General features: G+C 75.9%; 19 protein-coding genes. 9 read left to right on the top strand and 10 right to left on the bottom strand.

Annotation, left to right across the window (positions count from 1 at the left end; all coding sequences use genetic code 11):
* Positions 1-29: 29 nt before the first annotated feature.
* A complete protein-coding gene (locus ACI769_RS06515; protein WP_034656293.1) occupies positions 30-566 on the top strand; it encodes a DUF488 family protein in 537 nt (178 codons plus the stop codon).
* A gap of 23 nt (positions 567-589) precedes the next feature.
* Here ACI769_RS06515 and ACI769_RS06510 read toward each other — a convergent pair whose 3' ends face one another.
* Positions 590-1,615 (bottom strand): 3-oxoacyl-[acyl-carrier-protein] synthase III C-terminal domain-containing protein, encoded by a 1,026-nt coding sequence (locus ACI769_RS06510; protein ID WP_144721595.1) that lies wholly within the window; start codon positions 1,613-1,615, stop codon positions 590-592.
* A gap of 124 nt (positions 1,616-1,739) precedes the next feature.
* On the opposite strand from ACI769_RS06510, the gene ACI769_RS06505 reads away from it, so the two are divergent.
* The 4 genes from ACI769_RS06505 (at position 1,740) to ACI769_RS06490 (ending at position 4,161) form a co-directional block, all read left to right on the top strand.
* Positions 1,740-2,156 carry a TIGR03618 family F420-dependent PPOX class oxidoreductase gene (locus ACI769_RS06505; RefSeq protein WP_114552886.1) on the top strand — a complete coding sequence of 139 codons (417 nt, stop codon included), beginning with the start codon at positions 1,740-1,742 and terminating at the stop codon, positions 2,154-2,156.
* 142 nt (positions 2,157-2,298) lie between these two features.
* The gene (locus ACI769_RS06500; RefSeq protein WP_157838011.1) at positions 2,299-2,472 is read left to right on the top strand and encodes a hypothetical protein; all 174 of its coding nucleotides are present in this window, start codon (positions 2,299-2,301) and stop codon (positions 2,470-2,472) included.
* Positions 2,472-2,828 (top strand): YciI family protein, encoded by a 357-nt coding sequence (locus tag ACI769_RS06495; RefSeq protein ID WP_409141376.1) that lies wholly within the window; start codon positions 2,472-2,474, stop codon positions 2,826-2,828. The genes ACI769_RS06500 and ACI769_RS06495 overlap by 1 nt, the downstream gene beginning before the upstream one ends.
* A 1-nt stretch (position 2,829) precedes the next feature.
* Positions 2,830-4,161, top strand: a complete 1,332-nt coding sequence (locus tag ACI769_RS06490) for an RNA polymerase sigma factor (RefSeq protein ID WP_409141428.1) — start codon at positions 2,830-2,832, stop codon at positions 4,159-4,161.
* Positions 4,162-4,207: 46 nt separating this feature from the next.
* Here ACI769_RS06490 and ACI769_RS06485 read toward each other — a convergent pair whose 3' ends face one another.
* Entirely contained in the window at positions 4,208-4,912 is a 705-nt protein-coding gene (locus ACI769_RS06485; protein WP_409141375.1) for a FadR/GntR family transcriptional regulator, read from the bottom strand.
* Positions 4,913-5,086: 174 nt separating this feature from the next.
* On the opposite strand from ACI769_RS06485, the gene ACI769_RS06480 reads away from it, so the two are divergent.
* Genes ACI769_RS06480 through ACI769_RS06470 form a run of 3 tightly spaced genes read left to right on the top strand, consistent with a single transcriptional unit; the run spans position 5,087 to position 8,171 of the window.
* Entirely contained in the window at positions 5,087-5,881 is a 795-nt protein-coding gene (locus ACI769_RS06480; protein ID WP_043652683.1) for a (Fe-S)-binding protein, read from the top strand.
* Positions 5,878-7,488 carry a LutB/LldF family L-lactate oxidation iron-sulfur protein gene (locus tag ACI769_RS06475; protein WP_409141374.1) on the top strand — a complete coding sequence of 537 codons (1,611 nt, stop codon included), beginning with the start codon at positions 5,878-5,880 and terminating at the stop codon, positions 7,486-7,488. Before ACI769_RS06480 ends, ACI769_RS06475 begins: the two co-directional genes overlap by 4 nt.
* Positions 7,485-8,171, top strand: a complete 687-nt coding sequence (locus ACI769_RS06470) for a lactate utilization protein C (RefSeq protein ID WP_409141373.1) — start codon at positions 7,485-7,487, stop codon at positions 8,169-8,171. The genes ACI769_RS06475 and ACI769_RS06470 overlap by 4 nt, the downstream gene beginning before the upstream one ends.
* Positions 8,172-8,235: 64 nt before the next feature.
* On the opposite strand, the gene ACI769_RS06465 is transcribed toward ACI769_RS06470, so the two are convergent.
* The gene (locus tag ACI769_RS06465; protein WP_409141372.1) at positions 8,236-8,931 is read right to left on the bottom strand and encodes an NUDIX hydrolase; all 696 of its coding nucleotides are present in this window, start codon (positions 8,929-8,931) and stop codon (positions 8,236-8,238) included.
* Between the two features lie 72 nt (positions 8,932-9,003).
* Between ACI769_RS06465 and ACI769_RS06460 the strand changes: the two genes are divergently transcribed.
* Positions 9,004-9,717: a uridine kinase gene (locus tag ACI769_RS06460; RefSeq protein ID WP_409141371.1), complete on the top strand. Its 714-nt coding sequence runs from the start codon at positions 9,004-9,006 to the stop codon at positions 9,715-9,717.
* A gap of 3 nt (positions 9,718-9,720) precedes the next feature.
* On the opposite strand, the gene ACI769_RS06455 is transcribed toward ACI769_RS06460, so the two are convergent.
* The 7 genes from ACI769_RS06455 to ACI769_RS06425 form a co-directional block, all read right to left on the bottom strand.
* A complete protein-coding gene (locus tag ACI769_RS06455; RefSeq protein ID WP_409141370.1) occupies positions 9,721-10,263 on the bottom strand; it encodes a hypothetical protein in 543 nt (180 codons plus the stop codon).
* Between the two features lie 155 nt (positions 10,264-10,418).
* Positions 10,419-11,291: a methyltransferase gene (locus ACI769_RS06450; RefSeq protein ID WP_409141369.1), complete on the bottom strand. Its 873-nt coding sequence runs from the start codon at positions 11,289-11,291 to the stop codon at positions 10,419-10,421.
* Positions 11,292-11,457: 166 nt separating this feature from the next.
* Complete coding sequence (locus ACI769_RS06445) at positions 11,458-12,534, bottom strand: LLM class flavin-dependent oxidoreductase (RefSeq protein ID WP_114553918.1); 1,077 nt, start codon at positions 12,532-12,534, stop codon at positions 11,458-11,460.
* Positions 12,531-13,940: an LLM class flavin-dependent oxidoreductase gene (locus tag ACI769_RS06440; protein ID WP_409141368.1), complete on the bottom strand. Its 1,410-nt coding sequence runs from the start codon at positions 13,938-13,940 to the stop codon at positions 12,531-12,533. Before ACI769_RS06440 ends, ACI769_RS06445 begins: the two co-directional genes overlap by 4 nt.
* Positions 13,937-14,755 carry an ABC transporter ATP-binding protein gene (locus ACI769_RS06435; protein WP_409141367.1) on the bottom strand — a complete coding sequence of 273 codons (819 nt, stop codon included), beginning with the start codon at positions 14,753-14,755 and terminating at the stop codon, positions 13,937-13,939. Before ACI769_RS06435 ends, ACI769_RS06440 begins: the two co-directional genes overlap by 4 nt.
* Positions 14,731-15,594, bottom strand: coding sequence for an ABC transporter permease (locus ACI769_RS06430; protein WP_409141366.1), 864 nt, complete (start codon positions 15,592-15,594; stop codon positions 14,731-14,733). The genes ACI769_RS06435 and ACI769_RS06430 overlap by 25 nt, the downstream gene beginning before the upstream one ends.
* The gene (locus ACI769_RS06425) at positions 15,591-16,712 is read right to left on the bottom strand and encodes an ABC transporter substrate-binding protein (protein WP_409141365.1); all 1,122 of its coding nucleotides are present in this window, start codon (positions 16,710-16,712) and stop codon (positions 15,591-15,593) included. Before ACI769_RS06425 ends, ACI769_RS06430 begins: the two co-directional genes overlap by 4 nt.
* Positions 16,713-17,213 lie beyond the last annotated feature (501 nt).

Here is a 17,213-nt window from a genome sequence, read left to right as displayed (position 1 = left end):
GCGACGGAGCGCCTTCCTAGAGTGGCCGGGTGAGCGTCGTGTACACGGTGGGGCACTCCACGCGTCCGGTCGAGGAGCTCCTCGCGCTCCTCCGGGCGAACGGCATCCGCCGCCTGGTCGACGTCCGGACCGTCCCGCGGTCGCGGCACAACCCCCAGTTCGGCCAGGACGCGCTCGCGCCCGTCCTGCGGTCCCACGGGATCACGTACCGCTGGGTGCGCGCGCTCGGCGGCCTGCGGCACGCCCGTCCCGACAGCCCGAACGGCGCGTGGCGCAACCTTTCGTTCCGCGGGTACGCGGACCACATGCAGACGCCGGAGTTCGGCGCCGCGGTCGACGACCTCGTGCGGCGCAGCGCCCACGACGACCTCGTGCTGATGTGCGCGGAGGCCGTCCCGTGGCGCTGCCACCGGTCGCTCGTCGGGGACGCGCTCGTCGTCCGTGGCGTCGAGGTGCGCGACATCGTCTCCGACGCCGCGCCACGGCCCCACACCCTGACGTCCTTCGCCCGCGTCGAGGGCACGCGCGTCTGGTACCCGCCGGAGCCGGACCACACGGCGGGCTGACGCAGCGGGCTCGTCGTCCCGCGTCAGCGGGTCGGGGTCTCCACGACCTGGCCCGCCCACGCGAACCCGCCGCCGAAGCCGAAGAGCAGGGCCGGGACGCCCGCGGGGATCTTGCCCGCGTGCCACCACTTGGAGAGCCCGAGCGGGATGGACGCCGCGGACGTGTTGCCGGACTCGACGATGTCCGTGACGACGACCTTCGACTCCATCCCGAGCGCCTTCGCGAGCGGCTCGATGATGCGCAGGTTGGCCTGGTGCGCGACGAGCACCTCGATCTCGTCGAGCGAGACGCCGGAGCGCTCCACGACCGTGCGCGCGCGCTCGGCGGCGCGCGTGATGGCCCACTTGAAGACGGCGCGGCCGTCCTGGGCGAACTTCTCCTGCGGCGCCTCGATGAGCACGGCCGGGGTGAGGTCGGGCTCGGAGCCCCAGGTCACCGGGCCGACGCCGGGCTCGTCCGTCGCGCGCAGCACGGCCGCGCCCGCGCCGTCCGCGGTGAGGATGCACGTGCTGCGGTCGGTCCAGTCGGTGAACGCGGTGAGCTTCTCCGCGCCGACCACGACGGCCGTGCGCGCCGAGCCGCCGCGGATCGCCTGGTCGGCGAGGCCGACGGAGTGGGCGAAGCCGGAGCACGCGACGTTCACGTCGAGCACCGCCGGCCCGACGACGCCTCGCAGGTCGAGCTCGGACGCCTCCTCGGGCGTCGACTGCCCGGGCATGACGCCGGTGCGCAGGTGGTACGCGACGCGGCCCGCCGTGTTGGGCGAGCGGTCCGTCGCGGTCGCCGTGGCGACGACGACGAGGTCGACCTCGGCCGGGTCGACGCCCGCGTCGTCGAGCGCGTGGCGTGCCGCCGCGGTCGCCATGTCGGCGACGGTCGTGTCGTCGTCCGCGACGTGCCGCGTGACGATGCCCGTCCGCGAGCGGATCCACTCGTCGTTGGTCTCGACGAGCTGCGCGATGTCGTCGTTCGTCAGCGTCTTCTCGGGCTGGAAGTGACCGAGGCCGACGATGCGCGACCCGGCCGCGCCGGTGGCGGGAGTGAGCATGAGGACGATCATGTCACGCGGCCGCTCGTCGTCAGAACGCTCCGGGCGGGGCTCCGGGAGGTCGTGCGCCACACCCGTGACGTACCGTCGGGAGGTCCGCCGTCGTGCCACCGAAGGAGCCGTCGTGTCCCGTCCGCCGCTGCCCTCCCGTCTCGTCGAGATGCTCCGCCGCCCGAACGCCGCCGTCATGGCGACGGTGCGCTCCGACGGCGCGCCCGTCACCGCCGCGACCTGGTACGTCTGGGAGGACGACGGCCGCGTGCTCGTCAACCTCGACGAGTCCCGCGTGCGGCTCAAGCACCTGCGCAACGACCCCCGGGTCTCGCTCACCGTGCTCGACGAGAACTGGTACACCCACGTGACGCTCATCGGTCGCGTCGTCGAGCTGCGCGCCGACGAGGGCCTGGCCGACATCGACCGCATCTCGCGCCACTACACCGGCCACGAGTACGCGAACCGGACCGACCCGCGCGTCAGCGCCTGGGTCGAGGTCGAGCGCTGGTACGGCTGGGGCGAGGCGAGGTCCGGCGACGACGCGTAGCGCCGTCGGCCGCCCGTCTCCGGCGGCACACCGCGTCGCACCGCGCCGCGACAGACGGTCGCGAGAAAGGTGTCGATCCCGTCGACCGGGCTTCGTCGTCCTCCCGTACGGCCGCCCGGGCCGTGCGAGAGGAGGAGGCACGATGACGACGTTCCTGGAGACGATCCTCGCGGCGGACCGCGAGCACCCGCCGGACCGTGCGCGGTACCGTGACGGGCGACGCAGCGCCGGGGACGGGACGTCCGCCGCCGACGTCGCGTCCTCCGGGCCGACGGTGCTCCGCCGGCCCGCGGCGACGAGGGCGGAGGACCTCTGATGCGCTACCTCATGCTCGTGCTCGGCACCCCGGACGACCCGGGGCTGCCGCCCGAGGAGGCCGAGGCCGCGGCCCCGATCGGGGAGTGGGTCGCGCGGCACTACGGCAGCGGCGCCGCGGTGGTCGGCGACCGGCTGCGCCCGCCCGAGGACGCCGTGGGCGTGCGGGTCCGGGGCGGCAAGGTGCTCGTCACGGACGGTCCGTTCTCCGAGACGAAGGAGTCGATCGCGGGCTTCGACGTCCTCGAGGCACCCGACCTGGACACCGCGATCGCCATCGCGTCCGAGCACCCCATGGCGTACGGCGGCGCGATCGAGCTGCACCCCGCGTGGCCGCTGGACCTCGACGGGTCCTGACCTGCCGGCCGCGACGGACCCCGTCGAGGACGCGTTCCGCACCGAGTGGGGACGCGTCCTCGGCGCCGTCGCGCGCAGCACGGGCGACCTCGACCTGGCCGAGGAGTCCACGCAGGAGGCGTTCGCCGCGGCGCTCCGGACGTGGCGCCGCGACGGCGTGCCCGAGCGTCCCGGCGCGTGGCTGACGACGACCGCGCGCCGCCACGCGATCGACGTGCTGCGCCGTCGTCGGGTCGAGGCGGAGCGGGTCGCGGCCGCGGGCCGCCTGGGCGAGCGCGTCGACCCGGGTCCCCGGGGTGGGGGCCGAGCCGCGGACCCGGTGCTCGACCAGGTCGCGCGCGGCCTCGACGACGACCCCTGGGACGCCGACGACCCGGACGGCGACCTCGTCCGCCTGCTCTTCACGTGCTGCCACCCGGCGCTCCCCGCCGAGGCGCGGGTCGCGCTCACCCTCCGGTCGCTGACCGGCATGACGACCGCCCAGGTCGCGCGCGCCTTCCTCGTCCCCGAGGCGACGATGGCGCAACGCCTGGTCCGGGCCAAGCGTCGCATCCGCGCGACCGGCATGACCTTCCGCGTGCCGCCGTCCGCGCTGCGGGCCGAGCGCGTCGAGGGCGTCCTCGCGGTGCTGTACGTCCTGTTCACCGAGGGGTACGACGCCTGGGCGGAGCCCGCCGACGCCGTCGAGGGCTCGGCCGAGCGGCGCGCGCTCGCCGACGTCGCCGTCCTGCTCGCGCGGCTCACCGCTCGCCTGCTCGACGACGAGCCCGAGGCCCGCGGGCTGCTCGCCCTGCTGCTGCTCCAGCACGCGCGCCGCGACGAGCGCGTGGGCCCCGACGGCGTCACGCGGACCCTGGCCGAGCAGGACCGCGCGCGCTGGCGGCACGACGAGATCGCCGAGGGGCTGGCCGAGCTGGACGCGGCGCTCGCCGTCGGGCGGCCCGGGCCGTACCAGGTGCAGGCCGCCGTCGCGGCGCTCCACGACGAGGCGACCGACGCGGCCGCGACCGACTGGCCGCAGATCCTCGGTCTCTACGACGTGCTGCTCGACCTCACCGGCTCGCCCGTCGTCGCGCTCAACCGCGCGGTCGCGGTCGCGGAGGTGCACGGCGCGGACGCGGGGCTGGCCGCTGTCGACGCCGTCGCGGACGAGCAGGCGCTCGCGGGCTACCACCTGCTGCCCGCCGTCCGCGCCGAGCTGCTCGTCCGGGCCGGACGGCCCGCGGACTCCGCCGTCGACCTGCGCCGCGCGCTCACGCTCGTGGACCGCGAGGGCGACCGCCGGCTCCTGGAGCGCCGCCTGGTCGACCTGCCCCGCACGAGATCGACCTAGCCGCCGGCCGCGAGACCCGTCGCGGGACGCGCGCACGACGGTCCGCTCAGAGGCCCGTCTCGGCGTAGAAGCCCTCGATGTGGGCGCGCACCGCGCGGGCCGCGCGCTCGCCGTCGCCCTCCGCGACGGCGGAGAGCACGGCGCGGTGCTCGGCGCGCAGGCGCGCGGCGGTCCGCTCCCACGACGGGAGCGCGGCGCTGCCCGCGGCGACGTACGACTCGATCGCGCCGCGCAGCCCGGTCATGACGGCCTCGACGAGCGCGTTGCCCGCGAGCCGCACGAGCAGCACGTGGAACGTCGCGTCGAGCGCGCGAAAGTCGGCCGCGGGCAGCGTCGGGTCGTCCATGCGGTCGAGCAGGGCGCCGGCCTCCGCGAGCGTCGCCGCGGCCTCGTCGTCTCCCGCGCCGCCCCGCTCCCCCGCGGCCCGGACCGCCCAGGTCTCGAGCAGCACGCGCGTCTCGACGACGTCGCGCACCGCGAGCGTCCCGGACGCGACGTGCAGGCGCACGGTCGCCCCCAGCCCGGCGGCGGGCCGGTCGACGACGGTGGCGCCGGCGTCGGGCCCGGAGCCCACGGCGGTGCGCACGATGCCCATGGCCTCGAGCACGCGGAGCGCCTCGCGCACCGAGGGGCGCGAGACGCCGAGCTCCTCGGCGAGCGCGCGCTCGGCCGGGAGGCGCTCGCCGAGCGCCCAGCGGCCCGCGGCGAGGTCCGCCTCGATGCGGGCGAGGACGCGTTCGTGGGTGCGCACCCGCTCAGGGTAGGCGACCCCGGCACGCTGCGGTCAGACCACGCCGCCCTCGTGGTCTACAGTGGACGACCTGTGGTCAGACCACAGCCGCGGCGCCTCACCGCGGCGGTCTCGGCAGGCGGCACCGACGCGGCCCGGCGAGACTGGACCCGACTCGCCTCCCCCGGAGCCCTGATGCGCATAGCCCTCACCGCGACCTGCATCGGCGACGTGATGTTCCCCCAGGCACCGCGCGCCACCGCCCTCCTCCTCGAGCGCCTCGGCCACGAGGTGTTCTTCCCCGAGCGCCAGGCCTGCTGCGGCCAGATGCACGTCAACACGGGGTATCTCGACGAGGCGGTCCCCGTGGTGCGCAACCACGTCGAGGCGTTCTCCCCCGTGCTCGACGGCGAGTGGGACGCGATCGTCGTCCCGTCCGGGTCGTGCACCGGGTCCGTGCGGCACCAGCAGGGCATGGTCTGCCGGCGCGCCGGTCTCGACGACCTCGCGCGCACCGCCGACGCGGTCGCCGAGAAGACGTACGAGCTGTCCGAGCTGCTCGTCGACGTGCTCGGCGTGACCGACGTCGGCGCCTACTTCCCGCACCGGGTCACCTACCACCCGACGTGCCACTCGCTGCGCATGCTCCACGTCGGCGACAAGCCGCTGCGCCTCCTGCGCGCGGTCGAGGGCATCGACCTCGTCGAGCTGCCCGCCGCGGAGGAGTGCTGCGGGTTCGGCGGCACCTTCGCGCTGAAGAACGCCGAGACCTCGACGGCGATGCTCGCCGACAAGATGACGCACGTGAAGGCGACGGGCGCCGAGGTCCTCACCGCGGGCGACGCGTCGTGCCTCATGCACATCGGCGGCGGCCTGTCGCGCATCCGCGCGGGCGTCCGCACGCTGCACCTCGCGGAGATCCTCGCGTCCACGAAGGACACGCCCGCCCCCGCCGGGGTCGGCCCGTCGACGCGCGGGGGTGCCCGGTGAGCCGCACGTTCCTCGGCCTGCCCGTCCGGCGCGGCGCGCGCACCCTGCCCGACGACGTCGCCCACCCGGGCGGGCACGGCACCTCGGCGGGTGCCGGGCCGGCGTCGGACGCGTTCGGCGACGTGCCGCACCCGGACGCGCCGCTGCGCTGGGGCGGGTCGTTCCCCGACGCGGCGCGCGAGGCGCTCCAGAACACGCAGCTGCGGCGCAACCTCGCGCACGCGACGTCGACCATCCGCGCCAAGCGCGCCGCCGTCGTCGGCGAGGTGCCGGACTGGGAGGCGCTGCGCGACGCGGGCTCCGCGATCAAGACCGACGTCATGGCGCGCCTGCCCGAGCTCCTCGAGGAGCTGGAGCGCAACGTCGTGGCGCGGGGCGGCGTCGTGCACTGGGCGCGTGACGCGGACGAGGCGAACAGGATCGTCGCGGACCTCGTGAAGGCGAAGGGGGTCGACGAGGTCGTCAAGGTGAAGTCCATGGCGACGCAGGAGACCGGGCTCAACGAGGCGCTCGCCGCCGAGGGGATCGCGGCGTACGAGACGGACCTCGCGGAGCTCATCGTGCAGCTCGCCGACGACATGCCGTCGCACATCCTCGTGCCCGCGATCCACCGCAACCGCGCGGAGATCCGCGAGATCTTCCTCGCCCGCATGGGCGACGCCCCGCCCGACCTGTCGGACGTCCCGCGCGAGCTCGCGATGGCCGCGCGCGCCCACCTGCGCCGCAAGTTCCTCTCGGCGAAGGTCGCGATCAGCGGCGCGAACTTCGGCGTCGCGGACACGGGGACGCTGACCGTCGTCGAGTCCGAGGGCAACGGGCGCATGTGCCTCACGCTCCCCGAGACGCTCATCACCGTCATGGGGATCGAGAAGGTCGTACCCACGTACACCGACCTGGAGGTGTTCCTCCAGCTCCTGCCGCGCTCGTCCACGGGCGAGCGCATGAACCCGTACACGTCCCTGTGGACGGGCGTCACGCCCGGCGACGGCCCGCAGGAGTTCCACCTCGTGCTGCTCGACAACGGGCGGACCGACGTCCTCGCCGACGAGGTCGGGCGGGCCGCGCTGCACTGCATCCGCTGCTCGGCGTGCCTCAACGTGTGCCCGGTGTACGAGCGGGTGGGCGGCCACGCGTACGGGTCCGTGTACCCCGGCCCGATCGGCGCGATCCTCACGCCGCAGCTCACGAAGTCCTCCGGCGGGCTCTCCGGCCACCACGACCCCAACGCGTCGCTCCCCTACGCCTCGACGCTGTGCGGCGCGTGCTACGAGGTGTGCCCCGTGAAGATCGACATCCCGTCGATCCTCGTCGAGCTCCGGGCGCGCGAGGTCGACGCCGACCGCGGCCGCCCCACCGGGTGGGGCGCCGCGATGAAGGCGGCCTCGTTCGTCATGTCCGACGCGCGCCGGTTCGAGATCGCGGAGAAGGCGGCGGGGGTCGGGCGCCTGGTCGCCGGTCCGAAGGGCCGGATCTCGACCCTCCCCCCGCCCGCGTCCGCGTGGACCCGCTCGCGCGACCTCCCGGCGCCCGCGAAGCAGACCTTCCGCGACTGGTGGCGCGACCGCCCGGCCGACGAGCCCCGCACCGAGGGAGGTGAGGACCGGTGAGCGCGCGCGACGACGTCCTCGCCCGCGTGCGCACCGCGCTCGGCGGGTCGACGGTGGCGGGCGGCCCCGCGGCGTCGGGCAGCGTGCCGCGCGCCTACCGCGAGCACGGCGAGCTCGCCCCGGGCTCGCCCGAGGTCGTGGACGTGCTCGTCGACCGGCTCGTCGACTACCGGGCGCACGTGCACCGCGCCGAGACGGCGGCGGACGTGGCGGCGGTCGTCGGCGACCTGCTCGCCGACGCGACGTCCGTCGTCGTGCCGGCCGGTCTCGACGAGGCGTGGCTCACGGGTCTGGGTGCCGGGACCACCGTCGTGCGGGACGCGCGCGACGACCCGCGCACGCCCGACGAGCTCGACCGCACGGACGCCGTCGTCACCGCGGCGCGCGTCGCGGTCGGCGACACCGGGACGATCGTGCTGGACGGCGAGCCCGACCAGGGCCGCCGCGCGATCACGCTCGTTCCCGACCTGCACGTGTGCGTCGTGCGCACGGACCAGGTGGTGCAGACCGTGCCCGAGGCCGTGCGCCTGCTCGCCGCGCACCCCGGGCGCCCGCAGACGTGGATCAGCGGCCCCAGCGCTACGAGCGACATCGAGCTCTCCCGCGTCGAGGGCGTGCACGGCCCCCGCACCCTCCACGTCGTCCTCGCCCCGCCGAGGGAGAGCCCCGGTCCGCCGAGGTAGAGCCCTGGTCAGCCGAGGTAGAGCCCTGGTCGTGACCAGGGCTCTACCTCGCGCGACCGGGGCTCTACCTCGTGGGGAGTCCTGCCCGACGGCGGTGGCGCACCTCCGCGAGGACCGTCGCCAGGCGGACGGGGAAGTCGTCGGGCGTGCCGGGCGGCAGCGCGTCCACCGGGAACCACGCGACGTCCTCGCTCTCGTCGCTGACGACCGTGCGCGCGTCCGGGTCGGCGAACGCGACGAACCCGACGTCCCAGTGCGTCCGGCAGGTGCCGAACGCCGCGGCGAGGTCGTGCCGGTGCACGTCCACGGGGGCGGCCGGCGCGGCGCCGGCGCGGGACCCGGCCACGGACTCCACGCCCTGCTCGGGGTCCGCGTCCAACGGGACGCCCGGCTCGGGGTCCGGGTCGAACGGGACGAGGTCCTCGACGCCGCTCTCCTCGCGCGCCTCGCGGTAGGCGGCACCGGCGAGCGTCGTGTCCTCCGGCTCGGTGTGGCCGCCCACCTGGACCCAGAACCGGCCCTTGCGGTGGAAGCACAGCAGCACGCGGTCGAGACCGGGGCTGAGCACGAAGCAGCTCGCCGTGAGGTGCTGCGGACCGCCGTCGCGCCGCACCGCCTCGGCGCGCGGCCCGGCGTCGCCGCGGACGAACGCGCGGTACTCCGCCGCGAGCGCCTCCTGACGGGGATCCACGGGCTCCCACCGGTCGAGGCGGTCGAGGGCGTCGCGGGCGAGCAGGGCGGCGGGGTCCGGAGCGGTCACCGGGGAAGGCTACGCGCCGCACCCGACGCCCCGCCTCGGGGCTCACGCCGGACGCTGCGACAATGGTGTCCCGTGAGCGACCCTCAGCACGACGCCGACGGCGGCCCCACCGACGCCACCCGGACCGACCCGGTGCCGACCGGACCCGCCGGGGACCCGGCGCTGTTCGACCTCCCGCCCGGGTCGCGCGAGGTCCCGACGCGGATCGTGCTGCTCACCGGGGCGTCGGGCTCGGGCAAGACGTCGCTCACCCGCCGGCTCGGGCTCCCGGTCGTCGCGCTCGACGACTTCTACCTCGACCACGACCATCCCGACCTGCCGCAGCGCTTCGGCATCGTGGACTGGGACGACCCCCGCTCGTGGGACGCCGAGGGCGCGGTCGCGGCGCTCGTCGACCTCGCGCGCACGGGCCACGCCGACGTGCCGGTCTACGACATCCCGACGTCGCGCCGCACCGGCACGACCCACGTCGACGTCACGGGCTCGCGCGTCGTCCTGGCGGAGGGCATCTTCGCGGCGGAGATCGTCGCGGCCTGCCGCGCGCAGGACGTGCTGGCCGACGCGATCTGCCTCTACCGACCGCGCCTCGTGACGTTCTGGTTCCGCCTGCTGCGCGACCTCGCCGAGATGCGCAAGCCGCCGCTCACCCTGTTCCGGCGCGGGTGGGCGCTGCTGCGCGCCGAGCCCGCGCTCGTGCGGCACTGGGAGTCGCTCGGCTGCCGCGCGCTCACGCCCGCGCAGGCCGAGAAGGAGATCCGCGCGCTGCTGCGGCCCGCCTCGGCGTAGGCGTCAGCCCGGCGGGGCGGCGATCTCGATCGTCGCGACCGACGGTCCGCCGCACTCCGACGCGGTACCGTCCGCGCTCTCCCACGTCGGGTCGATCTCGCGCTCCACGACGACGTCGCCCGAGGCGACCTCGACGACGCGGACGAGGACCGGACCGACCGGACCGTTCAGCGCGGACCCGGTCCACTCGCCGACGGAGGGCGCGTCCTGCGCCTCTCCGGTCGGCTCGGGCGAGGTCTCGACGGCCTGGGGCGGGACCGGGTCGACCGGGTCGACCGGGATCGTCGTGGGGGCCCGCTCGGGGCCGGGCCGGAGCGTACCGTCGCGCACGAGCGCGCAGGGGTCGGCGCCGACGCAGGCCACCGTGACGCCGTACGCGTCGCGGTCCGGCCAGGAGTCGTCGAGCCGGACCTCCAGGCGAGCCGAGTACCCGACCGCCGGGCACGCGGTGACCAGACCTCCCGGACCGCTGCACGCCGGGAGCACGGCGACGAGCAGCGCACCGACCAGGCCGTGCGCGCGTCGTCGCGCTCGTGCGGTGCTCACCGACGTCCCCTCTCGCGGCCCGCCCGCCCGTCGGGCCCTCGTCCACTCTGTGTCACGGACGGCCCGCGCCTTGCACCACGGCGCACGTTCCCCCTCGCCGAGCCTGCCGAGACGTGAGAAGTGGCCCCTGACCCGCGCGTCGCGGGGACCACTTCTCACGTCTCGGCGGGGAGCGTCCCGACGACGATCGTCGCGCCGATGTCGTCGTCCCGGACGACGCGCGCGACCAGCCCGGCGCGGCCGAGCACCGCGACGGCGCCCGTTGCCTGGCGCTCGCCGGACTCGGTGAGCAGGTGGCCGCCGGGGGCGAGCCAGGCGGGCGCCTCGGCCGCGACGCGGCGCAGCACGTCCAGCCCGTCGCCGCCGCCGTCGAGGGCGACGTGCGCCTCGTGGTCGCGCGCCTCGCGCGGCAGCAGCGGGATCTCGGTCGTCGGGACGTACGGCACGTTGGCGAGGAGGAGGTCGACCCGCCCGCGCAGACCGGCGGGCAGAGGGTCGAAGAGGTCGCCCTCGTGCGCGGTCCCGCCGACGGCCGCGACGTTGCGCGCCGCGCACGCGACCGCGGCCGGGTCCACGTCGCTCGCGTGCAGCGCGACGGTCTCGTCGCCGCCGAGGCCCACCGCGGTCGCGAGCCCCAGCGCCCCGGCGCCGCAGCACAGGTCGACGACGACCGTCCGGCCGTCCGGGCCACTCTCCGGACGACCGCCGGGGCCGCTGCCCGGGCCGCCGTCGAACAGCCACGCCGGGCGCCCGGCCCGCCGCCCGAGCACGACCGCCTCGTCGACGAGCAGCGTGGTGCGCTGGCGCGGCACGAACACCCCGGGGTCGACGGCGACCCGCAGCCCGTGGAAGTCGACGTACCCGAGGACGTGCTCGAGCGGCTCGCCCGCGACCCGGCGCGCGACGAGCTCCTCGAGGTGCGCGGCGTCGTCGGCCCGCTCGGCGAGGAGCGTGGCCTCGTCCTCCGCGAAGACGCACCCGGCGGCGCGCAGGCGGGCGGTGAGGTCGTCGAGCCGGCTCTGGTCCACGCTCTGGACGGTACTCCGGGTCGCGGACGCCCGGGACCGTCGACCGGCCGGCGATCGACCCGCGCGCCCGAGGTCAGCGCGCGCCCGGGACCGACCCGCGCGCCCCGGACCGACCCGCAGAGGGTCGACCTCACGACGCGCGGGTCGATCCGCGCGACGGTGACCGTCAGTCGCGCAGCAGCGGGAGGAGCCGGGTGCCCTGGCGCTCGATCTCGCGCAGGTACGGGGTGTCGGACAGGACGAAGTGCGTCACGCCGAGGTCCTCGTAGCGCCGCAGCGACTTCGCGACGTCCTCCGCGGAGCCGACGAGCCACGTCGTGCCCGCTCCCCCGCCGCCGAACCGGCCCGGGGCGGTCCACAGGTTGTCGTCGAGCACCTCGCCCCGCTCGGCCAGGTCGAGCAGGCGCTGCTGCCCGACGGCGGTGCTCCGCCCCCGGTCCCGGGCCGACCACGCCTCGCGCTCCGGCGACCGGGCCGCGAGCTGCGCGACCTTCGCCTCGGCGTCGGCCCACGCCTCCTCCGTCGTGTCCCGCACGAACGTCGTGACGCGCAGCCCGAACTCGAGCGGTGCGTGCTCACGGCCGAGCTCGGCGCTCAGCTGCCTCAGCCGGTCGATGCGCTCCGCGATCCCGTCGAGCGGCTCGCCCCAGAAGAGCTGCACGTCGGCCTCGGTCGCCGCGACGCGCTCCGCCGCCTCCGAGGCGCCGCCGAAGTAGATCCGCGGGTGGGCGCGGTCGCCGCGGACCACGGGCCGCGGCCCCAGCGACGAGCGCGTCACCGAGAAGTGCTCGCCCGCGTACGTGACCTCCTCCTGCGTCCACAGGCGCCGCACGATCTGCAGGAACTCGCGCGTGCGGGCGTAGCGGTGCGCCGGGTCGGCCTCGCCGTCGCCGTACGCCTCCTGCCCGTCGGTGCCGGACACGATGTTGACGCGCAGCCGGCCGCCGCTGAGGTGGTCGAGGGTCGCGGCGGCGGACGCGAAGTGCGCGGGCCGCCAGAACCCGGGCCGGATCGCGACGAGCGGCTCGAACGTCGTGGTGCGGGCCGCGAGCGCCGTCGCGACCGTGAACGTGTCGGGACGCCCCCAGCTCGTCCCGAGCAGCGCGCCCGCGAACCCGTGGCGTTCCAGGGCGTGCGCGTGGCTCGTCAGGGTGTCGAGGCTGTTGTGGTCCTCGGTGGTGTCGTCGCCGCGGTGCCCCGGCCGCACCTGGTTCGGGATGTACCAGAGGTGCTCCGCGCTCATGCGAAGGCCCCCTCGACGACTCGTGCCCCGCCGTCGGACGACGTCCCGGCGGGGGCCGCGTCCGTGTAGCGGTTCGCCGGTCGTTCGAGCCCGTAGTGCTCGCGCAACGTCCGGCCCTCGTACTCGGTGCGGAACAGGCCGCGCTCGCGCAGCACGGGCAGCACGTGCTCGACGAACTGCTCGAGCCCCGACGGCAGCACCGCGGGCATGATGTTGAACCCGTCGGCGGCCTCGGCGTCGTACCAGTCCTGGAGCGCGTCGGCGACCTGCTCGGGCGTGCCGGCGAACGTGCGGTGGCCCCGCCCGCCGCCGAGGCGCCCGATGAGCTGGCGCACCGTCAGCCGCTCGCGCCGCGCGAGCTCGACGATCAGCGTGTACCGGCTCTTGGCCCCCTCGATCTCGTCCTCGGTGGGCAGGCCGTCGGGCAGCTCGCGGTCGAGCGGCAGGTCCTCGGGCGCGAGGCGCAGCGTCTTCGCGAGCTGGGCGCGCGCGTACTCGGGGACGATGAGCTCGTCGAGCTCGCGCTCCCGCGCGAGCGCCTCCGCCTCCGTGGACCCGATGACGGGGACGATGCCGGGCAGGATCTTCACCGTGCCCGGGTCCCGCCCGACCGTGACCGCCCGGGCCTTGAGGTCGGAGTAGAACGCCTGGGCGTCGGCGAGCGTCTGGTGCGCGGTGAACACGGCCTCGGCGTAGCGCGCGGCGAGGTCCTTGCCGTCCTCGGACGACCCGGCCTGCACGATGAGCGGGCGCGCCTGCGGCGAGCGCGGCGTCGTGAGCGCGCCGTGCACGGAGAAGTGGGTGCCGACGTGCGCGGGCCCGTGGATCTTGGCCGGGTCCGCCCAGACGCCCGCGGCCTTGTCGGCGAGCACGGCGTCGTCCTCCCACGAGTCCCAGAGCCGGAACGCGACGTCGAGGAACTCGGCCGCGCGCTCGTACCGCACGGCGTGCGCCGGCTGGTCGTCGAGGCCGAAGTTGCGCGCGATCTCCGGCCCCGCCGTCGTGACGACGTTCCACCCGGCCCGGCCGCCTGACACGTGGTCGATCGACGCGAAGCGCCGCGCCAGGTTGTACGGCGAGTTGTACGTCGTCGACGCCGTCGCGATGAGGCCGATGCGCTCGGTCACGGTCGCGATCGCCGTCAGCACGATGAGCGGGTCGAGCGAGCCCGCCGGGCGGCGCCCGACGTCGGACCGCAGCCCGGGGCCGTCCGCGAAGAAGATCGAGTCGAGCTTCCCCGCCTCCGCGACCTGCGCGAGGCGCTGCAGGTGCGCGATGTTCGTCGAGGTCCACGACGGGTCGCTCTCGGGCAGGCGCCACGACGCCTCGTGGTGGCCCGTGCTCATGAGGAACGCGTTGAGGTGCAGGCGGCCGGGGCGGTGGCCCGAGGAGGCGTGGCGGGTCATGCGGCGGTGTCCTTCCGGTCGGGGGTGGTCGGGGCGTCGCGGACGACGCCGAGCGCGTCGAGCACCTCCGTGCGGAGCCGGGCGAAGCGGGGGTCCGCGGGGTCGCGGGCCTCGGTGGGGCCGTAGCTCCGGTCGATGCGGCGCTCGGCCGCGATCCGTCCCTCGTCGAGCACGACGACGCGGTCCGCGAGCACGATCGCCTCGTCGACGTCGTGCGTGACGAGCAGGACCGCGGGGCGGTGCCGCGCGCACAGGTCGCGCAGCAGGGCGTGCATCCGGATGCGCGTCAGGGCGTCGAGCGCGCCGAACGGCTCGTCGGCGAGCAGGAGCCGCGGCGAGCGCACGAGCGAGCGGGCGAGCGACACGCGCTGCTGCTCGCCGCCCGAGAGCTCGTTCGGCCACGCGCGCTCGCGCCCGGCCAGGCCGACCTCCGCGAGACTGGCGCGGCCGGCGTCCCGCGCGGCGCCCCGCCCGCGCGCCCCGGCGTCGAGGCCGAGCACCACGTTGTCCAGCACGCGCGCCCACGGGAGGAGCCGCGAGTCCTGGAAGACGACGGACACCTGGTCCGGCACGACGACCTCGCCCGAGCCCGCGACCCCGTGGTCGAGCGCGGCGAGCGCGCGCAGGAGCGTGCTCTTGCCCGAGCCGGACCGGCCCAGGATCGCGACGAACTCGCCGTCGTCCACGGTGAGGTCGAGGTGGTCGAGGATGCGCTGCTCCCCGTACGACCGGACGAGCGAGCGGACCCGCACGGCCGCGCCCGGCGTCGTCGGGCGGGTCTCCTGCGCGGTCAGTCCTCCAGCGTGCGCCGCCACGAGAGCACCCTCCTCTGCAGGAGGCGGACGGCGAGGTCCGCGGTGTAGCCCAGCACGCCGTAGACCACGAGGCCGACGAGGATGATCTCCGTCTGCCCGTACGTCCGGGCGAGCTCCATCATGTAGCCGATCCCGGCCGTCGCGTTGACCTGCTCGACGACGACGAGCGCGAGCATCGACCCCGTGACCGCGAACCGCAGCCCGAGGAAGAACCCGGGCAGCGCGCCGGGCAGGATGACGCGGCGCACGAACTGCCACCGCGAGAGCTGCACCGTCTCGGCGAGCTCGACGTAGCGGCTGTCGATCGCGCGCAGGCCGTTGTGCGTGTGCAGGTAGATGGGGATGAAGACGCCGAGCGCGATGGTGATGACCTTCATCTCCTCGCCGATGCCGAACCACAGGATGAGCAGCGGCAGGAGCGCGAGGTTGGGGATGGCGCGCTTGACCTGGATCGGGCCGTCGAGCACGGCGTCGCCCACCCGGCTCAGCCCGGCGGCCAGCGCGAGCACGACGCCCGCGACGATGCCGGCCGCGAGCCCGAGCGCGGCGCGCGTCAGGGAGACGCCGAGGTGCGCCCCGAGCTTGCCGTTCGCCACGAGCTCCGCGCCCGTCGAGACGACCGTCCACGGCGCGGAGAGCACGCGCGGGTCGACGAGCCCCGTCGCGGACCCCACCGACCAGACGACCGCGAGGAGCGTGACCCCGACGAGCGCCGCGAGCGGGACCGGCCGGCCCAGCCCGAGGCGCGTGCCGCGCGGCCGCACGTCCGCCGGGGTCGACGGCCCGGCGTCGGCCCGCGGGACCGCGACGTCGACCCGGTCGACGACCGCGGCGCTCACTGCGCGCCCCCGTCCCGCGCGGCGGCGGCCGCCTCGCCCGCGACCGGGCCGAAGCGCACGTCGAACAGGTCGGCCGCGTCGAGCGGCTGCTCGTCGAGCTCCGCCGCGAGCAGGTCGACCGTCGCCTGCGTGCGCTCGATGCCCTCGGTGAGGTCGGACGGGACGTCCGGGACCGGCGCGTGGTCGACGAGGTACTGCGCGTCCTCCTCGCTCAGCCCCTGGTCCTCGATGTAGTACCCCTGCTTCCACTCCTCCGGGTGCTCCGCGACCCAGACCTTCGCCGCCGCCCACGCGGCGACGTACTCGCGCAGCGCCGCCGCCCTGGCCGGGTCGCGCACGACCTCGGTCGGGCCGTAGAGGTGCGACGCGTCGTCGCGCAGGTGGTGCTCGACCGACGTCGCGCCGTCGGCCTCGTACGTCGCGAGGTACCGGAAGAGCTGCGTGCCGCCGAGCGGCGCGACGTCGACCTCGCCCGCGGCGAGGGCCGTCGAGTACACGTCGCCCGTGCTCGGGAGCTCGACGAGCTCGACGTCGTCCTGCGTGAGCCCGACCTCCTCCAGCGCCTTGAGGACGATCGCGCCCTGCGCCTGGCCCGGGCTGAACGCGATGCGGTGACCGCGGAAGTCCTCGAGCGAGTCGAGCTCGACCCCCGGCGCCCCTGCGAACTCGTAGACCGGCGCGTCCTCCCAGTTCTCCCGGTAGACGGACGCGTAGACCTGCACGTCCAGGCCCGTCCACGTCGCGTGGATCGGCGGGATCTCCGCGACGGCGCCGACGTCGAGCGACCCGGCCCGGAACGCCTCCGTCGTCGCCGGGCCGCCCGAGATGTTAGCCCACTCGATCTCGAACGAGAAGTCGCTGTCCAGGTCGTCGCCCGCGAGCTCGAACGCCTTCTGCGTGGTCGGGTCGCCGACCCGCAGGACGGTGCCCTCCGACACCTCGGTGGGCAGCTCGGCGTCCGGGGCGAGCGTGCCGCCGTCGGCCGAGTCACCGCCCCCGGACGCCTCGGCGGTGCTGCACGCACCGGCGGCGAGGAGCGCGACGAGACCGAGCGCGACGGCCGTCGCCCTCCGGCGGCCGGGCGGTGCGGACGGACGGCGGAGCAGGGAAGCAGGCATGACGGGTCCTCTCAGGGAGAGCGCACGGGGAGGCACGAGGGCGCGCGGGTGCCGTGCGCGGCAGGGTGGTGGGACGGCCCGACGGCGGCCCGGGGCGGCCGTCGGTCAGTGCGTCGGGGTGCTCAGCGGCACGCGGTCGGACGACACGCGGCCCGACGGCGCAGGCGCGCACGCAGGGCGCGACGACACGCGAGCCCTGGCACGTGCCCGGCGTCGGTGGCGGGGAGGGCGACGAGGCCCCCCGGTGTCGTCGGCATGCGGGCGACTGTGCCAGCGTGCGCACGCCCCGCAAAGGGCGGTCGCCCCCTGTCCCACGACGAGGACGGACGTAACGCCGTGCAACGGCCCCTCGCCCGCCGACCAGGTGGTTCCCGTCGGCCGAGCAGGCGATGGTGGTGCGTCGGTCGCCCGGGACGCGCCACGACCACCTGCTCGGCGGGAGAGGGGCGCCGGGACGACGACGGGCCCCGACCCTCCCGGAGGAGGATCGGGGCCCGTGTG

The sequence above is a fragment of the Cellulosimicrobium sp. RS genome, assembly GCF_046159675.1.
Taxonomy (GTDB): Bacteria; Actinomycetota; Actinomycetes; order Actinomycetales; family Cellulomonadaceae; genus Cellulosimicrobium; species Cellulosimicrobium funkei.
Note: the sequence above shows the minus strand (reverse complement) of the source record. Positions and strands in the feature narration are given on the sequence as shown.